Origin of the sequence: Enterococcus silesiacus (assembly GCF_001886225.1) — a bacterium.
In the GTDB taxonomy this organism is placed as follows: domain Bacteria; phylum Bacillota; class Bacilli; order Lactobacillales; family Enterococcaceae; genus Enterococcus_L; species Enterococcus_L silesiacus.
On the sequence record NZ_JXLC01000024.1, the window covers coordinates 22,406 to 43,033 of the forward strand.

Genomic DNA, 20,628 nt, shown 5'->3' on the forward strand with positions numbered 1-20,628 from the left:
ACCCTCCAATCAACTGATAAAACGCTTTATCAAAAGTATAAAAAAATAGGCTAAAACGTTTTAGCAAAACAATAAAGAAATCGTTTTCAATTACAACTGTTATTGTACAATTCTTAAAAAAATTGTCAAGGGTATTTTCTGCTTTTTTTCAGTAGAAGGCTGATGTAGTCCACTTTTTAAGAACTGTTTTTGTCATGTGATGATTTTTTTGTAAGACTAAGAGTTCATTATTTTGATGTTGATGTTTTAAAAACTATTCTACAAAAAAATAGCTGATGTTTTATAAAATAATACAAAGAAAATTGATTATTATCTATGCTGCAGATAAGAAAACGGTCTATGACAGAGAATTGTTGGAGATGAGAATTGTACGGTTCATTTGCCCAACATCTATATTTTCTATAAGAATATCTATATTTTGTTTATTTTTATTCTTTTTTGAAAGCGCTACAATTCTATTGTAGACAATTTGATGAAAGGAGTTGGGGAAATGAAGAAAAAGTCAAAGAGCTCGCTTTTCTTTACGAATGTATGGCGGTATAAGGCGTTGATCTTAATGGCGATCCCAGCAATGATTTGGATGATTTTTTTCTTTTATATTCCAGTCTTGACCAATGTAGTAGCTTTTAAGGATTTCCATATTTCGCCAGATGGGTTTATCGCTAGTCTGAAAGAGAGTCCTTGGGTTGGCTTGGAGAATTTCAAGTTTTTATTTTCTTCTAATGATGCCTTTTTGATTACGAAAAATACAGTGTTGTACAACGTGACGTTTATTATTTTGAACCTTGTCATTTCTGTATTTTTTGCAATCGTGATGAGTGAGCTACGGAATAAGCGTTTGGTAAAAGTCTATCAAACGATGTCTCTTTTGCCGTACTTCTTATCCTGGGTTATTATTGGGTATTTTGTATATGCCTTTTTAAGTCCAGATAAAGGGATTTTCAATCAATGGATTGTAGGTCAAGGGGGAACGCCGATCAATTGGTACAGTGAGCCGAAATTTTGGCCGTTCATTTTAGTTTTTATTGGAACGTGGAAAGGGATCGGCTATAATAGTATCATTTATTTTGCCTCTGTTATGGGGATCGATCCGACTTATTATGAGGCTGCAATGGTGGATGGTGCCAGCAAGTGGCAGCAGATCAAGAATGTCACGATCCCTCAATTATTACCATTGATGACGATTATGACGATTTTAGCAGTGGGCAATATTTTTAGAGCGGATTTTGGTTTATTCTATAACGTTCCGAGAAATTCTGGTTCTTTGTATCAGGTCACGTCAGTTTTGGATACGTACATCTTTAACGGATTGACTGCGACAGGAGATATCGGCATGACAGCAGCTGCTGGATTGTATCAGTCAACGGTCGGTTTTATCTTGTTGATGGTCACAAATGGGATCGTTCGTCGCTTCGACAATGATTCGGCATTATTCTAAGGAGGAGTGGAAATATTGAGGAAAAAGCCAGTTTCAAAAGTAGCAATTCGCTCATTTAATAGACCTGTCAATTTATTTTTTAATGTGTTGATTGCCGTTTTCGCTCTCTCTTGTGTCTTGCCGTTTTTATTTGTTGTGGCAATCTCACTTACTAAAGAGACAGCATTAGCGGCTCATGGGTATAGTTTTTGGCCTCAGGAATTTAGTTTCTTTGGTTATACGTACTTATTTGATCAGATGCAAGAGAAAATTTTTCAAGCGTTGTTTGTGACGGTGATAGTCACAGTAGTGGGGACGTTGATCAATAGTACAGCGACATCACTCTATGCTTATGTTATTTCAAGATCTAATTTTCCATTTCGGAGGTTCTTTACAGTATTTTGTTTGATCACGATGTTATTTTCTCCAGGAATGGTTGCGAATTATATTGTGACAGCGAATTTACTGCAATTAAAAGATACGATTTGGGCGTTGATTTTGCCAATGGCGGTCAGTCCGTTTAATATTATTGTGATGCGGACTTTTTTCAAACGTTCAGTGTCTGATTCGATCATTGAGTCAGCTCGGATCGATGGGGCTTCTGAGATGCGGATTTTTATTCAAATCGTGTTGCCACTAGCAGTACCAGGTATCGCAACGATCAGCTTATTTGCTGCTTTAGGCTATTGGAATGATTGGTTTAACGCATTGTTATATATTCAAAAAGATAGTTTAGTGCCACTGCAATATTTATTGATGAAGATTCAAAATAACATTCAATATCTGACTCAAAATGCCGGAGCAAGTAGTCAATTATCTGGCGGGATGGCAGCAATACCGGGAGAATCTGCTCGAATGGCGATCGTGGTTATTTCGACATTGCCGATTGCGATCAGTTATCCATTTTTCCAAAAGTATTTTGTTAAAGGGTTAACAATTGGCGGAGTTAAGGAATAAAATATAGGAAATGAGGATGAAGAGAAATGAAGACGTGGAAAAAAGTAATCGGTTTAAGTACAGCTGTTGTTCTTTTAGGTGCGTTAACAGCATGTGGTGGAGGCAGTAAAGAAAAAACTGATGGAAGCAGTAAGAAAGCGGATGAGAATACGTTGATGATGTATCAAATTGGGGATAAACCTGACAATTATGATGCACTGATGGAAGTTGCAAACAAGAGGATCGAAGAGAAAACAGGTGTGAAACTAAATATTCAATATATTGGTTGGGGCGATTACGAGAAAAAAATGAGTGTGATTGTCTCTTCTGGTGAAAATTATGATATTGCCTTTGCAGATAATTATGTACCGAATGCGCAAAAAGGTGCGTATGCTGACTTAACTGAACTGGCACCGAAGTTCGCTAAAGATGCCTATGATCAGTTGGATGAAGCCTATATCAAAGGGAATTTAGTGGATGGTAAGTTATACGCATTCCCTGTGAATGGTAATGTATATTCTCAACAGGTGTTGACATTCAATAAACAATATTTAGATAAATACAAATTATCGATCGATAATATCAAGACATATAAAGATGCAGAAAGTATCCTGAAAACGTTCCATGAAAAAGAACCAACTATCGCAGCATTTGCGATCGGTCAAGGCTTCAAAGCACAAGGTGATTTTGACTTTCCAATTGGAAATGGTTATCCATTTGCTGTCGACTTAAACGGTGATACAAAAAAAATCATCAACCAATACGAAAACAAAGATTTTATGGATGTTTTAAAAACGATGCATAAATGGTACCAAGCAGGCTACATTCCATCAGATGCATCCACAAGTAATACAGAGTTTCCACTAGAGGGAAATACATGGTTCGTTCGCCAAGAAACACAAGGTCCTTACGATTATGGTGATACGATTTTAAGCAACGCTGCAGGTCAAGAATTAGTGTCTAAAGCATTTACTACACCGTTGAAATCAAGTGATCAAGCCCGAATGGCTAACTTTGTTGTCTCAAATACATCTAAAAACAAAGAAAAAGCTGTAGAAGTATTAGGTCAGATCAATAGTGATCCAGAATTATTGAATGGATTAGTTTGGGGAATCGAAGGCGAAGCTTGGGAAAAAATTTCTGGTAAAGAGGATAAAATCAAGTTATTAGATGGCTACAAACCAAATACTCACTTACCTGCTTGGAATACTGGGAACAATAAAATTTTGTATACACAAGATAGCATCACAGAGGACATGATCAAAGAGCGTGATGAATCAATTGCTAAAGCAGAGACATCTCCGATTCTAGGCTTCAATTTTGTCACGTCGAATGTGAAAACGGAAATGAGTAATATAGCAAACGTGATGAGTCAATATTTGGATGGTTTAAATACAGGAACTGTTGATCCTGAAGAAACTGTCCCTAAATTAAAAGAAGCACTCGTTAATGCGGGTTACGATAAAGTCATGACTGAGATGCAAAAACAATACGATGAATTCTTGAAAAAATAAAACAGGTATAGTCCGTAGAACCAAGTGATTCGATGCTGCATCGTCTTTACTTGGTTCTTTTAAAAAATATTTGGCTTAAACTGCGTAATATTATTTTAGGCAGCAGTTTTTTTATTTGGAATATCCTGAATAGTTATCTATTATACTAATAGAGATGCAGAAAGGAAGAGTTAGATGGTTGGAAAGGCGTTAGAAGCGTTATTCATTAAAGTCTGGGTCATTGTAAAATTAAATTTGTTTTTTTTGTTATTTAGCTGTTGTGGGTTACTTGTAGCAGGTATTGGTCCAGCCTTGAAAACGGTTAATGAACTATTTATCAGTCACGAATTTAATTATAAAGAAATTACGTTAAAAGAAGGTTGGAATAGTTTTAAGCAGAATTTTATCAGAGGGAATATGCTCTTTTATGGAACTGTTTTATTGTTAGCAGTTTTAGCATACAATTTGTTTTTATCAGTTCAAATCCAAGGCTTGGTCTTTTTAATGATTGATTTTCTTTTGGTTTTTGCAATGATTTATGCAGTTGTTACTTTTCAGTACACATTATTATTAGACAGCTATTATGAGATCGGTTTAAACAATTTATTGAAGCTAGCATTTATTTCAACGTTAGCTAATTTTACTAATCTCTTGAAAATTGCGATCGGCCTTTGCGTGATTCTATTCATTACATGGAAGTTCAAAGGACTGATTTTATTTGGAACGTTTTCAATGATGCAAATTTGGAGCTTCACTGCGACAAAATCATGGCGACAAACAATCGATCAACGATTGGAACTCCATGCGTAAACGAAAACCTTCTTTCCTTAATGAAAAAACGTTACTGAACCGATTGCTGAAAAATTATGCGTTGATCCTTGTGTCCTTAATTTTAGTCGGCATGGTCAGTATTGGTATGAATACCTATTGGCAATCGATGGGAAGAGGGGAGATCACGGCGCAAGAAGCTGTCGATACGATTAGCCGTTCGATTAATGATAAGAATCTACAAGGAAAAACCATGCTAAATGGTTTGAGAGACAATCAAGAGAAGATCAATAGCTTAAATCGTTATATGGATATGTCGATTTCAGATTATTTGACGTATTCATATGATCAACAATTAGAAACAGATAACTACTTGTTTTTGCCAGGTCAAGTGAAAAACTTTTATACCATGTATGATAATATCGAATCGATTATCATCGTATTGAACAATTATAATGATTACTACCTTTCTACTGCAGGAGATAAGAGTGGTAAGAAAATCAGTGGGACACCGCGTCTAAATAATAAGTTTTATTTGGCGTATCCAATCACGAATCCAGTAACATTAGAAGTGTTAGGAAGTTTTTATATTGAGTTCTCTCAAAAAGATATTCTCGATAGTTTGACTCATTTAACGACATTTGATGGATTATCAGCATATGTATTTTCAAGCACAGGGTACCAACTATTGACGTATACGGAAAAAGATAACACCTTAGAGCAACAATTGATTCAACAAAAAATGAAAGAGACCTCCGCGTTACCGCTTCAAAAATTGAGGGAAGATAATATATTGGAACACCTGCAAACAACAAGTGGTTTTGATATTTTAGTGACGATCTCTAAAGAAAAAATTTTGACGCATGTTCTGTTTGATTTACGTATTTTGATGTTGGGTGGCTTGGTGCTGATTTTATTGCTGTTGTATCTACTTTATCGCACATTTACTAAGTATTCTCAGCAAGTTGATATTATTATGGGGTCGATGGCACTCGTTTCTGAAGGAGATTTGAATACACGCATCAATGAACAAGAAACTCAGTTTGAGTTAAAAGAGCTCTCAATCGGGATCAATACGATGCTGGATAATATTGAGCAATATATTGCAGACATTTATAAACTAGAAATCAAGCAGCAAGATGCACATATGAGAGCGTTGCAATCACAAATTAGTCCGCATTTTTTGTATAACACTCTAGAGTATATTCGTATGTATGCCTTAAGTGAGGGGAGTGAGGAGCTAGCGGATGTTGTGTATGCCTTCTCGACCTTGTTGCGAAATAATACTGATCAGGCTAAAACGACAACATTAGAAAAAGAACTGAGTTTTTGTGAAAAGTATGTCTACTTATATCAAATGAGGTATCCAGATCGAATTGCCTATCACTTTGAGATCGACATGGCATTAAAGGGACTTGTGTTGCCAAAATTTTCGATTCAGCCTTTGATTGAAAATTATTTTGTTCACGGGATCGATTTTTCTAGGAATGACAATGCAATCAGTGTAAAAGCCAGTTTAGTTGATGGGCAAGTGAAGGTTTTGATTCGTGATAATGGCAAAGGCATCTCATTACAAAAACTTGCCTTGATTCAAACAAAATTGCAGAGTAAACAAATCGAGCTGCACGATTCGATTGGATTGCAAAATGTAAATGAACGTTTGCGAGCTTATTTTGGGCCATCATTTTTGATGACGATTACGCCAAACGAAACCAAAGGTATTGCAATTATGCTAACTTTCGATGAGCCACATTCTTAAAAACTGTTGATTATAACGAAGATCAGGAAATGATCACTTCAAAAAAGTCATCGTATGTCACCGCAAAATCATTTGTAATGAGTCGTTGCAGAGTAAAGGAGCAATAAAATGAATTATAACGTTTTACTAGTTGATGATGAATATATGATCGTAAATGGACTGAAAAAAATTATTTCTTGGGAAGCAGAAGGATTTTCTATCAAAGGGACGGCACGAAACGCCAAAGAAGCATTAACGCTAATGGAGACAGTGGCAATCGATTTAGTGATCACTGATATCACGATGCCAGAAATGACAGGACTAGAATTTATTGAAGCAGCTCAAAAAGAGGCCAGAGACTTTGAGTTTATGATTCTCTCTGGCTATCAAAAATTCGACTTTTTAAAAGGTGGCCTGCAGCTGGGGGCGATCAATTATTTGATGAAACCTGTCGATAAGGTCGAGCTTTTAAAAAGTGTCAAAAAGGCAAGAAAACGTTTGGATGATCGCAATCAGCAAGAAACAAGAAACGGCTTGTATAGTGAAATTTTATTGTCTAAGTGGGTGAATGGTGAAATCGATAAGGATAGTTATGAAGAGTTGGATCGATTAGTCAATACTACAGAGCAATCGGCATGGACAGTTTTGTTGATAGAGGTTAATCGCGAGAAAAAAGACAAGGTCATTGATTGGTTGGAAAACCAGTTGCAAACGTTGCTGTTTACTCGGAATTTAGGGGACAAAACTCTGATTGTACATATATTTAAAGGTGGTAAGTATCAATTGAATCAATTGCTAACAGCAAATCCCTTAACAGCCAAGGAAGATGATAGTTGGTTGATCAGTGTAGGCGAGACAGTCAGTGACTGGGAAGATGTGCCGGATAGTTATGAAAAAGCAAACCAGACATTACAGCGCTACAAGTTTTATGAAGCAAGCGGCAGCAATGTGTTATATTCTGTTTTTTCAGATGACTTTGACCTTTCAGCAGATATTATCAATTTTAACAAAACATTGATGGTTGGAGATTTTACCACGATCGAAACTACAATAGCTGAAATTTTTGCTAAAACGCAAAAAATCGGTGCCCGTCCAGAAGATGTTCGCCATATTACGTTTATGTTGTTTATGGATATCTATCGTCGTTTTAATCATTTGGATGAAGGCGAGTATCAGCAAGTTTTAGATGATATCAATCACTCATCGAATGTGGATAAACTACATGATATTCTCTCTATCACAGTGACGCAAATCGCGCGAGAAAAAATAGCGTATGATTATTCAGAAAATGTTCAAAAAGTGATTGATAAGATTCGTTCAGAGTACACAAATGAATTAACGTTGAAATGTGTAGCTCAATCATTGCATCTTAATGTGATGTACTTAGGGCAGTTGTTTAAGAAAGAAACAAAGAAGAGTTTTTCGCAATATTTGAACCAATATCGTATGAAAAAAGCACAAAATCTGTTGCTTCATACGGAGGATAACGTAAATGAGATCGCTGATAAAATAGGTTTTAACAACAGCACATACTTCTCACAAATTTTTAAAAAGATGAATGATCTAACGCCAAAAGAATTTCGAGAAAAATATAAGCACCATTATGATTCAGTAGGGGAAGAATAGTATTTTGTATCTGAAAATCAACAGGTTGGGACAGAAGTACTTATTTCCGAAAGAGTTGCTTCTGCTCCCACCGTTTATCCAGATTCAATGTGGCTAGGATGTGACTCGCAGAGTTGTGTTCCGGCCTCTTTTTTATAAATAAAACATTATTAAATACTAAATGGCAGTTGATCTTCTTTATACTGTTTCGGTCTAGGCACGATTCCTAAAGTAAAATCGACCGTACCGCCATTCATCAATGTGTCATGATCAAAAACTAAACGCTCATGTAAAGAATCATTATAACGAATATGATCCACAAACTGTTGCTGCTCATTATTGGGACTAGTCGAAATGGTCAAAGTCTCACCATTAGATAAATGAATAACGGCTTTATCAAATAACGGCATTCCAATCACATACTCACCTGAACCAGGACAAACAGGATAAAATCCTAATGAACTAAAAATATACCAACTCGCCATACTCCCGTTATCTTCGTCACCAGGGAAACCAGTAGGACTATCGTTGAACTCTTGAATCATCAGTTGTTTCAGTAACGGCTGAGCAAACTCTGGTTTACCAAGATAACTAAATAAATAGGGGAAGTGAAAACTTGGCTGATTAGAAATTGCCAATTGACCAAACTCTGTGGCGGCCATTTCACTCATTTCATGAATTTCAAACCCATATCCATCAACGTTAAAGACAGGCGCTTGATTACATAAATCAAGCAGTTTTTCTTGGAATTTATCTTGACCACCATAGGCTGCAATCAACCCTTTGAAATCATGATAGACAGCAAAGCTACTCTGCCAAGCGCTACCTTCAGCGTAATCTTCGCCCCAACGGTGACTGTTGAAGGGTTCTTTGAACGTGCCATCGGGCTGTTTCGCCCGCATAAAGCCAGTTTTAGGATCGAAAATAGACAGATAATTCTTCGCTTGTTTTTCATAATGTTCAGCAGTTGTATGCTCTTCCAAAGATTTAGCAACTTGGCTAATGCAAAAGTCACTGTAACAATAATCCAAGGTATGGTTTACTGACTCGTGATAGTTAGCAGGAACATATCCATACATTAAATAATCATTGGTTCCTTGTCTGCCGTAATTTGGATTCTTGCTTTGAATCGTTGCACCTTTGATCATGGCTTCTAAAAACTCAGGCATCAAATCAGGGCGGATATGTTTCACTGCGGCATCAGCTACTACTGCATCGATCAAGGTTCCTGGCATCAAGCCACGTTCATCAGGTGAAAGCCATTTAGGCAAATAACCGCTTTCTCGATAACTATTTAAAAAACCTTCCAGCATTTCTACATATTTATCTTGAGCAATCAATGAATAGAGAGGGTAAACCGTTTTATAAGTATCCCAAAATCCGTTATTTGTGTAAAGAAACCCTGGTTTAACTTCTTTGGCTAATGTATCATAATGAATAATTTTTTCGTTAGCTTCTTTTTCATAAAAGGTTTGTGGGAATAAAAAAGCCCGATATAAATTATGATAAAAGGTCGATCGGCGTTGTTGATTTTTGTCTTGAATATCGATTTTATTCAAGTAATTTGTCCATTGTTTTTCAGAGTTTGTAAGATAGTCTGCTGGTTGCCAATGCGCTTCACGGGACAAGTTCAACTTCGCTTGTTCTAAACTGATAAATGACGTACCGAATTGCACGACTTGCTCTTCGATATTTCCAAATGAAAAAGTAATGCATTCATTTTCACCTGTTTGTTTCAGCGTTTTTTCAAAAGTTAACGCTTGTTCAAAATGCAAAGTAAAATAAAAAGAAAAATGCTGATCCTCACAACCTGCGTAGTTAATTATAGAGCCGGAAACGGTATGCGCATTCTCGATAGTCAGTTGATATTTTCCAGGTAATGAAAGTAAAAATCCAGCATCTGGCTGTGTGTAACTTGTTGTTAAGACACCACCATACATACTAGGGATCAGTCGAGTTGTCAATAGATAGCGCTGTGCAGTCAATTCTAAATAACTAGGACTAAAAACGCTTTCATCTGGTCGGTAAGAAGACTGAGCATAAAAGACAGTCGATTCTTTTAGCTGGCCATTGAAAGGCAGCATAACCAGATAACTAAAATCCCCCATCCAAGGACTAGGCTGATGAGTCAAACGAAAGCCTTGAAAAACTCGGTCGCGAGGATTGAACCACCAGCTACCGTTATCTCCGTTGGTCTGAGGCGCAAAATAATTCATGCCAAAAGGCACACCAGTATAAGGTAAGCAATTACCGTTTGAAAAAGAATGTTGATTATCGGTGCCATGTCTAGTATCGATAAGTGTTGGTTTCATACATTAATTCTCCTTTGTTGAGTGTCGAATAATTTGTTTTACTGGAACTTGCTGATCTGTTGGAATTACTTGTTTTTCGATCCAGTCTATCAGCATTGTGCCAGCAAGTTTGCCCATTCCTTTAAAATCCTGAGCAATTGTGGTTAAAGAAGGATCGATCAATGAGGCGGCTTGAATATTATCAAAACCGATAACAGATAACTGAGTTGGTATATCAATGTTGGCCCGCTTAGCTTGGTTCATTAAAGAAATTGCCACTAGGTCATTTTCACAGACAACACCGGTAATTGCATTTTCTAGAAGGTAGGTAATGACATCAGAGTGTAGGAATACTTGTTTATCCGTCAAAGCTGTGTGAAAAGACAAGTGCTGTTCTTTTGTTGCATGAATGTAGCCTAAATAACGCTGGCGCACGGATTGAGGCAATGTTTCCTCACCAAAAATATAAGCGATCCGTTGATGCCCTTTGCTCGCTAAGTAAGTTGTCGCCATTGCACCGCCTGAAAAGTTATCAGATTGAACAGTGGGATAAGGCAGATCATGGATTTTTTTATCTAAGATGATGACTGGAAATTGCTGAATAGACAACTCAAATAACGTATCTAGAAAATCTTCAGTATTATGTGCATAGTAGATCATTCCGTCAAAGTCTTCAATGATATCTGCTGCTTGCTTATTGATCAAAAATTCCGAAGAAGACATGATCACTTCATAGTGATGTTCACTCGTGATCGGGGCTAATCCGTCATTGAAGTTACCGAGAGAAAGGTCATTCACGAAGGGGATCAAAAATAAGATCCGTGAAACTTTTTTCTTCATAGGTTTTCGTTTTTGAACATAGCTGCCTTTTCCTTGAATCCGATAAATCAGCCCTTGGTTTTCAAGTTCTGTCAGTGCTCTTTTAGAAGTGATCCGGCTGACATTATACATTTGAGAGAGTTCCTTTTCTGTTGGAAGTTGTGCGTTTTCTGGTAATTTTCCAGTTTCGATTGCTTGCAATAAGTCATCAGTGATTTTTTTATATAATGGTTTTGACATAGTCGTTCTCCTAATTGTGAAATGATATATCATTGTTGTTAGTTTAACATAGAAAGAAAAAGACTTCAATTTAAAAATATTAATAAAAACACTAGACAAAACGCTTTCATTGACATATACTTTCGTTGTGAAATGATATATCAACTATTGGGAGGTACGTATGACTTATAAAAAAATACCAAGTTCAGTTCAAGCTTTTATGGATAAAATCACTCAATTGTGTGGTGAAGAACATGCTGGCTGGGCAGAAAACTTCAATGCGGCGTTTGCCAACACGTTGACTACGACGGTTAAGAAACAATCAGATGGGACTACATTTTTACTCACTGGAGATATTCCTGCAATGTGGCTGAGAGATTCTACGGCTCAAGTCCGTCCTTACTTAGTTATCGCCAAAGAAGATGAAGAATTGAGAGACATGATTTGCGGCTTGGTTCAACGTCAATTTTTTTACATCACGATCGATCCATATGCCAATGCCTTCAATGAAGAAGCGAATGGCGCTGGACATCAGACCGATCACACGACAATGAACCCGTGGATCTGGGAGCGGAAATATGAAATCGATTCACTCTGTTACCCCGTTCAGCTAGCCTACTTGCTATTTAAAAATACGGGCTACAAGAAGCAGTTTGATGAGAATTTTGTAGCAGGTGTGAAAAAGATTTTGACTGTCTTTAAAACAGAACAAGAACATCAAAATTCAACTTATACATTTGAACGAGAGACTACGCGCTTAGAAGACACACTTCCAAATGAAGGTCGAGGCAGTGAGGTCGGTAAAACAGGAATGACCTGGTCTGGATTTCGTCCGAGTGATGACGCATGCCGGTACGGTTATTTAGTGCCATCCAATATGTTTGCAGTGGTTATCTTAGGCTACATTGAAGAGATTTTTTCCGAAATCTTATCTGATCCAGAAGTCGCAAAACAAGCGTCTTCTCTTAGAAAAGAAATCAATGCTGGGATTCAAGAATTTGGGAAAACGGACAATCGATCTGGAGAAGCTATCTACGCATACGAAGTTGATGGTCTAGGCAATGCTAGTATTATGGATGATAGCAATATTCCTAATTTACTTGCGGCACCTTATCTAGGGTATACAAGCGTTGATGATTCAACCTATCAAGCAACGCGCAAAACAATTTTAAGTAAGGAAAATCCTTATTTTTATGAAGGGAAATACGCTAAAGGAATCGGCAGTTCACATACGCCGGAAAACTATATTTGGCCGATAGCGCTGGCGATGGAAGGCATGACGTCAAAAAATAAGTCAGACAAAGAACAAATCTTAAATTCTTTAGTAGCTAACGATGGTGGAACCCACTTAATGCATGAAGGATTTGATGTAGATAATCCAGAAAATTATACACGTGAATGGTTCTCTTGGGCCAATATGATGTTTTGTGAACTAGTGATGGATTATTTTGATATTCGCGTTGAACGATAAAAAGAATGAAATGGAGCATAAAATCATGAAGAAAAAAGTGTATATCATCTCGCATTCTCATTGGGATCGTGAATGGTACATGCCGTATGAGCAACATCATATGCGCGTAGTTGAGCTGATGGATGATGTGTTAGAACTGATTGAGACAGATCCTGCTTTTGATAGTTTTCATTTAGATGGTCAAACGATTATTTTAGACGATTACCTACAGGTTAGGCCAGAACAGAAAACTGCCGTTCAAAAGGCAATCACGGATGGAAAACTGCGAATTGGGCCCTTTTATATCTTGCAAGATGATTTTTTGATCAGCTCTGAATCGAATGTGCGAAACATGTTGATCGGTAAAAAAGAAAGTGAAAAGTGGGGTCCAGAAGTTAAGTTAGGTTATTTCCCAGATACGTTTGGTAACATGGGGCAAACGCCACAAATGATGAAACAAGCTGATTTAGATGCAGCAGCCTTCGGTCGAGGGGTGAAACCTGTTGGCTTTAACAATGAAGTATTAGAGGATGAGAATTATACATCACAGTATTCAGAAATGTGGTGGCAAGGGCCAGATGGTAGTACTATTCTAGGGTTATTATTTGCTAATTGGTACAGTAATGGCAACGAAATACCTGCTGAAAAAGTAGCGGCTTTAGCCTTTTGGCACCAAAAACTAGCTGAAGCTGAAAAATTTGCTTCTACGAATCACTTACTAATGATGAATGGTGTCGATCATCAACCTGTTCAAAAAGACATTACAAAAGCAATTGCTTTGGCAAATGAGTTGTTTCCTGACTATGAGTTTATTCATTCGAACTTTGATGACTACTTAAAACAGCTGCGTCAAGATTTACCAGCTAAAGTTGGCACGGTTCAAGGTGAATTGACGAGCCAAGAGACGGATGGTTGGTTTACTCTAGCGAATACAGCATCAGCGAGAGTTTATTTAAAACAATGGAACACAACTGTGGAGCGTCAATTGGAAAATGTGACAGAACCATTAGCTGCAATGGCATATGAACTCACACAAAACTACCCGCACGATCAGCTGGATTATGCCTGGAAATTGTTGTTACAAAATCATCCTCATGATAGTATTTGCGGCTGTTCAGTTGATGAAGTCCATCGTGAAATGATTCCACGGTTTGAAAAAGCAAATGAAGTCGGGAAATTTTTGGCTGAAGAAGCGTTGACTCAGCTAGTTGAGGCAGTTGATACAACACAATTCGCTGATACGAGTTATCCGTTTGTTGTCTTTAATACGTCTGGATATCAAAAATCAGAAATCACAAAAGTAAAAGTAGAAATCGAGAGAAAACCTTTTAAAGAAGGGATTCCTCATGAATTATGGGAAGAGCTTGCTAAAAGTCAGATACCAGCATTTGAAGTCGTTGATTCTGAAGGCCAAGTAGTACCAGCCTTGATTTCAAATCCTGAAGTTAGCTTTGGCTATGATCTGCCGAAAGATCGTTTCAGAGTACCTTACATGGCTAAGTATGTGGAAATAGAGCTGCCGATAAATAACATGCCAGCTTTTTCATGGCACTCTTTTGCGCTGCAAGAAACAAAAACACCAATGGAAACATCAAGCTCGATGATCGCCAATCCAGAAAATGATGTGTTGGAAAATAATTGCTTAAAAGTAACGATCAATGGGGATGGAACATTAGAGGTACTGGATAAAGCGTCGGGTAGAAAATACACTAAATTACTAACGATCGAAGATACAGGCGACATTGGCAATGAATATATTTTTAAACAACCCGAAGACACAACACCACTTTTATCTAGCGGGCTTCCAGCAGAAATTTCTATAGTGAAAGATGAACCTTTCATGGCACAAGTCAAGATCGTCCAACGTATGATGATCCCTGAATCTGCAGAAGACTTATTGGAACAAGAGCAAAAAGCTGTAGTCGATTTTCGTTATAGAAACGCTAAGCGTTCATCAGAATTAAAAGAATTGACGATTGAAACAGTGGTAACGATGGAAAAAGATTCTCCTCGTTTGTCTTTTGAAACAACTTTAAATAACCAAATGAAAGACCATCGCTTGCGCATGCTATTTCCAACTGGAATAAAAACAGATACACATGAAGCAGACAGTATTTATGAAGTTGTTACACGTCCGAATCGCGTGAGTAAGAGTTGGGAGAATCCGACCAACCCTCAACATCAACATGCCTTTGTCAATATCCATGATGAGCAGGCTGGGATGACTGTTTCAAATTTTGGATTGAATGAATATGAGATTTTACCTGAAACCAATACAATTGCGTTAACGCTTCTAAGGGCCGTTGGTGAAATGGGCGACTGGGGTTACTTCCCGACACCAGAAGCGCAATGTATAGGACAACATACGTTTAAATATGGCGTTGATTTTCATGGAGAAGCAGCTGATCGCTATACTACGTACAAACGAGCATACGCAGCCCAAATTCCTTTTAGTGTAAAACAAACAATGAAACATACGGGGCAATTAAAGGCAAAAGATGTTTATGTAACGGTGGAAGGCGCAACGTTTGCAGTAACGGCAATGAAAAATAGTGAAGAGAATCAAGCGCTTGTGGTGAGAGGGTTCAATATGAGCGATAAATCAGATAAAGTTGAGATAGCAAAAAGCACTGGCGAAAGTTCTTATTTATTAAACTTGCTAGAAGTGAAACAACCTGAAAAAGTGACAAACAGTCTAAATGCTTATGAAATTCGTACAATTGGATTTGACCGATAAGAAAGAGAGATGATTTTGATGGAGTATTATGGATCGATCGAAGCTGGTGGAACAAAATTTGTCTGTGCCGTAGCGGATGAAAACTTGCAGATCATTGAAAGAATCAGTCTGCCTACGACATTGCCGGAAGAAACATTAAATCAAGTCATTGATTTTTTTGATAGCTATCAATTAAAAGCGCTCGGAGTAGGATCGTTTGGACCGATCGATGTCAATCGTGACTCAAGTACGTATGGTTATATTACCTCTACACCTAAAATAGGTTGGACCAATATGGATCTTTTAGGAGCACTAAAAGCGCATTTTAATATCCCAATTGCTTGGACCACGGACGTAAATGCAGCGGCCTACGGTGAAATTCATTTGGGGGCAGGAAAAGGAACGCAAAGCTGTATCTATTTGACTGTCGGAACAGGCATTGGCGGTGGCGCTGTTGTAAATGGGGCCGTGTTACAAGGGGTTAGCCATCCAGAAATGGGACATATTACTGTTCAGCGCTATCCAAATGATACATTGGAATGTGTGTGTCCCTATCATGATAATTGTTTAGAAGGCTTGGCTGCGGGACCAGCCTTAGAAAAAAGGACAGGAATCAAAGGACAACTGTTAGAAGAGGATCACGATGCCTGGGAGATTGAGGCTTTTTATCTAGCACAGGCTTTGATGAATTACACATTAGTCCTTTCGCCAGAAAAAATTATTTTAGGTGGTGGGGTGATGAAACAAACGCACCTTTTCCCGAAAATACGTGAATCGTTAGAAAGACAAGTAGGCGGTTATGTTTCATTACCTGCTTTGGATGAGTATATTGTTGGCTGTGATTTAGGTGATAATAGCGGTACTATGGGGTGCTTATTGTTGGCAAAGGAACAAAGAGGTTTAGTGTGAAGCGAACTAGAGTGACTAATTTATTCGATTTGCAAAATATCTATTTTTATATGGATCAAAGTTTTGGAGCAGAACGAGAGAGAATCGCTTATTTATACGTACGTTTACTCAACAAAAGAATCAATTTTGTAAAGATCATTGAGAGAGCGGATGTTATCGTCAGTTGTTCATCAGAGTTAAAGAATACTTTTGTGCTAGAGGTGGCTGAATCGATAGTGATTCAAGCAGGTAGCCGCTTGACTGCTTTTCGTGGTGTTATGTATCTAGCAAAGCTATTAAAGACAGGAGCTGAAATCCCAACAGGAAAATTTAGTGAGGCAGTAAAAGAACGAATCGTTATGTTGGATATTGGCAGAAAATATTTTTCGCCTGTAGGGCTACACCGCATCTTAGAAGAAATGGCTCTGTATGGCTGTAACTTTCTTCAACTGCATTTTTCTGAGAATAGTGGTTTTCGAATTGAATCAATAAACTATCCTCAACTTGTTTCAGATGAATTTCTGTCGATCGATGAGGTGAAAGAACTAATTCGTTACGCCGCCTACTTATCAATCGAAATTATTCCTGATATTGATACGCCAGGTCATATGGAACATTTGTTGAAAACATATCCAGATTGGCAATTGTCAATACAAGAGGAAGCGAGCGACGCTAGGAAAGTTCCTGCCGCCTTAGATATTACGAATCAACAAGCAGTGTCATTTGTACTCTCGCTATATCAAGAGTATTTGCAGTTGTTTTCTGATAGTCGCTATTTTCATATCGGCGGAGACGAGTTTGTTGAGTTCGACCAAATGGAGCAGTATCCTGCGTTGAAAGATGAAGGCGTAAATACATTTGAAAACTATGTCAATACCATAGCTAATTTTGTTGGGAATCACGGATTTATTCCCAGAGTTTGGAATGATGCATTTTTTAGAAATGGACAAAGTTCTAGACTGACAAAAAATGTTGAAATTACGTATTGGACGAAATGGCAAAAAGAAATGGCGCCTGTTCAAACGTTTTTGGATGAAGGGTATACTGTTATTAATTTCAATGATAATTACCTTTATTACGTACTTGGTGAGAATGCGGGGGATACGTATCCCACAGCAGAAAAAATAAAAGAACATTGGCAACCTGATTTATTTGCGTCACAGCAACTAATTTCCCCAAAGGCAAGGCAGCGAGTCAAAGGCGCTGCTCTAGCCGTCTGGTGTGATAAACCAAAAGTGAAAGAGGAAGATGAAATCATAACCGATCTTATAAAATTGCTGGAAGGATTCTCTTGTCATTTCTACAAAATCAACTAATTGCGGCAGCTGAGAGGGAGAGTGTAAAACTCGACGTTTCAGCTGTTTTTAACGATTTAACATAATACACACCTATGCTTTTTGATATAAATACTATAGTTTATCTATTTATAAAATCGAAAGAAAGCGTTAACATTTTTGTGTGAGAATGAATAATGCTGAAATTGGGGTAACTAACTTAAGGAGGTTCATTCAGTGAAAAGAAAAGCGTGGAAAAGTGTGTGTTATTGTTCAGCTGTTATGCTTGCTCTTGTGACAGGAGCGCATCTGGCGCTTGCGTCAACTACCTATGCAGAGTCATCTGAATTGGGAAGTACTCAGGAAAGTGGTATCCCGGTGTTTGACCAAATGCCGGAATCAACAGCCTTATTTCCAGAGACGTTGTTAAATTGGAGTCCTAAAAGTGAGCCAGATGCGCCGTTTAACGTATCCAAAGTTCCTCTGGCTGCTCGAGCTCAAGGAAAAAAATCAAACGTGGATCAAAGTACAGAAGCGAAAGTACTATCAATCGCAATCGTGAATCGGCATACGAAAGGAACGCCGTCACAAGGCGGAACGGATAAAGCGGTCTATAATTTTACGAATTGGCAATATGTAGACACATTAGTGGCATGGGCTGGTTCATCTGGTGAAGGGATCATCGTTCCGCCCAGTGGTGATGTGACCGATTCGGCGCATAGAAATGGTGTGCCTGTAGTGGGAACGGTATTTTTCCCGCCAGAAGCTTATGGTGGAAAGAGTGAATGGGTAGCACAATTTGTTCAAAAGGATCAAAAAGGCAGATTTCCGATGGCGGATAAGTTGTTGGAAATGTCCCAAGCATATGGCTTTGATGGGTGGTTTATTAATCAAGAAACCAACGTTGATGCACAAACAGCTACTGGGATGAAAGAATTTATGAGTTATTTACAAGCACGAAAACCAAAGAATCAGCAAATTATTTGGTATGATTCTATGATCCCAAGCGGTGCTGTAGCGTGGCAAGGCGCACTTAATGAGACGAATCAAGGATACTTCCAAGAGGGGAAAAAGCGGGTTTCAGATAAAATGTTCATCGATTTCCGCTGGCAAGACCTTAAGTCATCCAGTGAAAAAGCAACTCAATTGAAGCGCAGTCCCTACGATCTTTTTGCTGGAATCGATGTGCAGGCAAATGGGATAAATACCAGACGTAAACCAAGCAGTATTTTAGGTGAAGACGGAAAACCACTAGTTTCTTTAGGGTTGTATTGCCCAGATTGGACATTACGAGATGGTGGTCAGTATGATATCAATCAGTATTGGGAAAATGAAAAACTACTATGGATAAATCCACAAGGAGATCCTCGTGCCGTAGCAAGCCCTAAGAATGAATGGCAAGGAGTTTCACGTTATTATGTAGAAAAAACGCCCGTTACAAAATTACCATTTTTAACGAATTTTAACGTGGGAAATGGTGATGCTTTTTATCAAAATGGTACAAAGGTCAAAGAAGGAACCTTTAATAACCGAAGTATTCAAGATGTAATGCCGACATATCGTTGGGTCATTGATAATGAAGAAGGCAACCAATTAAACGCCACAATTAGTTATGAAGATGCATTTAACGGCGGTTCTTCTGTTAAATTAACAGGACCAATGACAGCAGATAAGAAAACATTTATCAAATTGTATGCGGCTAAAGTGAAAGCGAGTGCTTCAGATACAGCATCAATCGTAACAAAAGGTGCAAGTGCAACCTCCTTAGTGCTCGAATTACAAGGGAAAGAAAAACCTTTGATTATTCCAGGGATACAGCAACCTTTAGAAAACGGCTGGGTACAAACGACATATTCACTCAAACCAGCAGTTTGCCAAACGATTACAGCAATTGGTTTGAATGTGCAAAATGCTCAGACTGAAACGGCTTCGATTTCTTTAGGTCAATTAAAAATAGGAAAAGAAAAGGCAAAACCAGTCAGTACGCTAAGCAATCTGACGTTTTCTGGGAAAACGATTGTGGACGATTTGACTGAAAGTATTCGAATGAACTGGGAGACGAAAGGGAAAAATACCGCATCTTACCGTATTTACCGAGAAGTTGCGGGGCAATTGCAGTTTGAAGGTGAGACAGCCAATACGTCTTATACGTTATTGAATCAAGAACGAACTGGTGACACGGTCAACTATCAAGTGATACCAGTCGATCAGTACGGGCGCGAAGACCAAAACAAAGGGACTACAGCAGTTTATACATTTGAAGCGTTGAAAAAACCTGAAATAACGATCAATGCTAGCAGTACCTTGTTATCAGTTGGCGAAACGTTAACGTTATCAGCTGATGCTTCTAAATCGACGGAAATGGTCAATTGGGAAGTGATCGGTGCAACGCCGCAAACCGCTTCTGGTAAAGAAGCGACATTCTCTTTTGCAAAATCTGGTGTCTACACAGTCAAAGCCGTTGCGGTGAATGCTTCAGGTGAAACGGAGGTTGTCAAAGAAGATTATCTCTATGTTTATGATCAAAATGCTGGAATCAACATAGAAAATTTGGCTACCTTACCAGCAACAAGTGCTACTCAAGGTTCTGGCTACACGAACGAGCGTGAAAGTTATCGTTTTGCACTGGACGGAGATTTAAAAACAAAATGGTGTGATAATGGAAGTGATAAGCCGTGGATGATCGCAGATTTGGGCGCAGAGAAGACAATTTCTGGATTTGAGCTTTTCCATGCTGGTGCAGGCGGTGAAAGTCCAGAGTGGAATACGAGAGAGTATGACATTTCTGTGAGTCAGGATGGAAGCAATTGGACAACTGTTGTTCAACATCGAGGAAATACAGCAGACAATAGCAAAGATGCCATCAGTTTAGTTGAAGCGAGATATGTCAAACTATCTTTAGAAAAAGCGGAACAAAATGGCAAGACAGCTAGAATTTATGATTGGCAGATCATTGGAGTGGATCAAACTGGCATCGTCAAATAATAAATTTTAACGGTTAACTGATTGAATTG

Annotated in this window: 13 protein-coding genes; 11 read left to right on the forward strand and 2 right to left on the reverse strand. The window is 38.2% G+C overall.

Annotated elements, in window-relative coordinates:
• Nucleotides 1-490: 490 nt before the first annotated feature.
• The 6 genes from RV15_RS14360 (at nt 491) to RV15_RS14385 (ending at nt 7,978) form a co-directional block, all read left to right on the forward strand.
• Nucleotides 491-1,438 carry an ABC transporter permease gene (locus tag RV15_RS14360; protein WP_071878708.1) on the forward strand — a complete coding sequence of 316 codons (948 nt, stop codon included), beginning with the start codon at nt 491-493 and terminating at the stop codon, nt 1,436-1,438.
• A gap of 15 nt (nt 1,439-1,453) precedes the next feature.
• The gene (locus tag RV15_RS14365; RefSeq protein ID WP_071878709.1) at nt 1,454-2,374 is read left to right on the forward strand and encodes a carbohydrate ABC transporter permease; all 921 of its coding nucleotides are present in this window, start codon (nt 1,454-1,456) and stop codon (nt 2,372-2,374) included.
• A gap of 26 nt (nt 2,375-2,400) precedes the next feature.
• Complete coding sequence (locus RV15_RS14370; RefSeq protein WP_071878710.1) at nt 2,401-3,867, forward strand: ABC transporter substrate-binding protein; 1,467 nt, start codon at nt 2,401-2,403, stop codon at nt 3,865-3,867.
• 174 nt (nt 3,868-4,041) lie between these two features.
• Nucleotides 4,042-4,656: a YesL family protein gene (locus RV15_RS14375; RefSeq protein ID WP_071878711.1), complete on the forward strand. Its 615-nt coding sequence runs from the start codon at nt 4,042-4,044 to the stop codon at nt 4,654-4,656.
• Nucleotides 4,657-4,699: 43 nt separating this feature from the next.
• Nucleotides 4,700-6,373 carry a sensor histidine kinase gene (locus RV15_RS14380; protein ID WP_245791388.1) on the forward strand — a complete coding sequence of 558 codons (1,674 nt, stop codon included), beginning with the start codon at nt 4,700-4,702 and terminating at the stop codon, nt 6,371-6,373.
• Nucleotides 6,374-6,481: 108 nt separating this feature from the next.
• Entirely contained in the window at nt 6,482-7,978 is a 1,497-nt protein-coding gene (locus tag RV15_RS14385; protein WP_071878713.1) for a response regulator transcription factor, read from the forward strand.
• Between the two features lie 149 nt (nt 7,979-8,127).
• On the opposite strand, the gene RV15_RS14390 is transcribed toward RV15_RS14385, so the two are convergent.
• On the reverse strand, nt 8,128-10,269 hold the full coding sequence (locus RV15_RS14390; protein ID WP_071878714.1) for a GH92 family glycosyl hydrolase: 2,142 nt from the start codon (nt 10,267-10,269) through the stop codon (nt 8,128-8,130).
• Nucleotides 10,270-10,272: 3 nt separating this feature from the next.
• The gene (locus tag RV15_RS14395; protein WP_071878715.1) at nt 10,273-11,307 is read right to left on the reverse strand and encodes a GntR family transcriptional regulator; all 1,035 of its coding nucleotides are present in this window, start codon (nt 11,305-11,307) and stop codon (nt 10,273-10,275) included.
• Nucleotides 11,308-11,467: 160 nt separating this feature from the next.
• On the opposite strand from RV15_RS14395, the gene RV15_RS14400 reads away from it, so the two are divergent.
• The 5 genes from RV15_RS14400 (at nt 11,468) to RV15_RS14420 (ending at nt 20,599) form a co-directional block, all read left to right on the forward strand.
• Nucleotides 11,468-12,757 carry a glycoside hydrolase family 125 protein gene (locus RV15_RS14400; protein ID WP_071878716.1) on the forward strand — a complete coding sequence of 430 codons (1,290 nt, stop codon included), beginning with the start codon at nt 11,468-11,470 and terminating at the stop codon, nt 12,755-12,757.
• A 25-nt stretch (nt 12,758-12,782) separates the two neighbouring features.
• Nucleotides 12,783-15,473, forward strand: a complete 2,691-nt coding sequence (locus RV15_RS14405) for an alpha-mannosidase (protein ID WP_071878717.1) — start codon at nt 12,783-12,785, stop codon at nt 15,471-15,473.
• A gap of 18 nt (nt 15,474-15,491) precedes the next feature.
• The gene (locus RV15_RS14410) at nt 15,492-16,361 is read left to right on the forward strand and encodes an ROK family protein (protein WP_071878718.1); all 870 of its coding nucleotides are present in this window, start codon (nt 15,492-15,494) and stop codon (nt 16,359-16,361) included.
• Nucleotides 16,358-17,656 (forward strand): family 20 glycosylhydrolase, encoded by a 1,299-nt coding sequence (locus RV15_RS14415; RefSeq protein ID WP_071878719.1) that lies wholly within the window; start codon nt 16,358-16,360, stop codon nt 17,654-17,656. The genes RV15_RS14410 and RV15_RS14415 overlap by 4 nt, the downstream gene beginning before the upstream one ends.
• Before the next feature lie 195 nt (nt 17,657-17,851).
• Nucleotides 17,852-20,599: an endo-beta-N-acetylglucosaminidase gene (locus tag RV15_RS14420; RefSeq protein ID WP_071878720.1), complete on the forward strand. Its 2,748-nt coding sequence runs from the start codon at nt 17,852-17,854 to the stop codon at nt 20,597-20,599.
• Nucleotides 20,600-20,628: the final 29 nt, after the last annotated feature.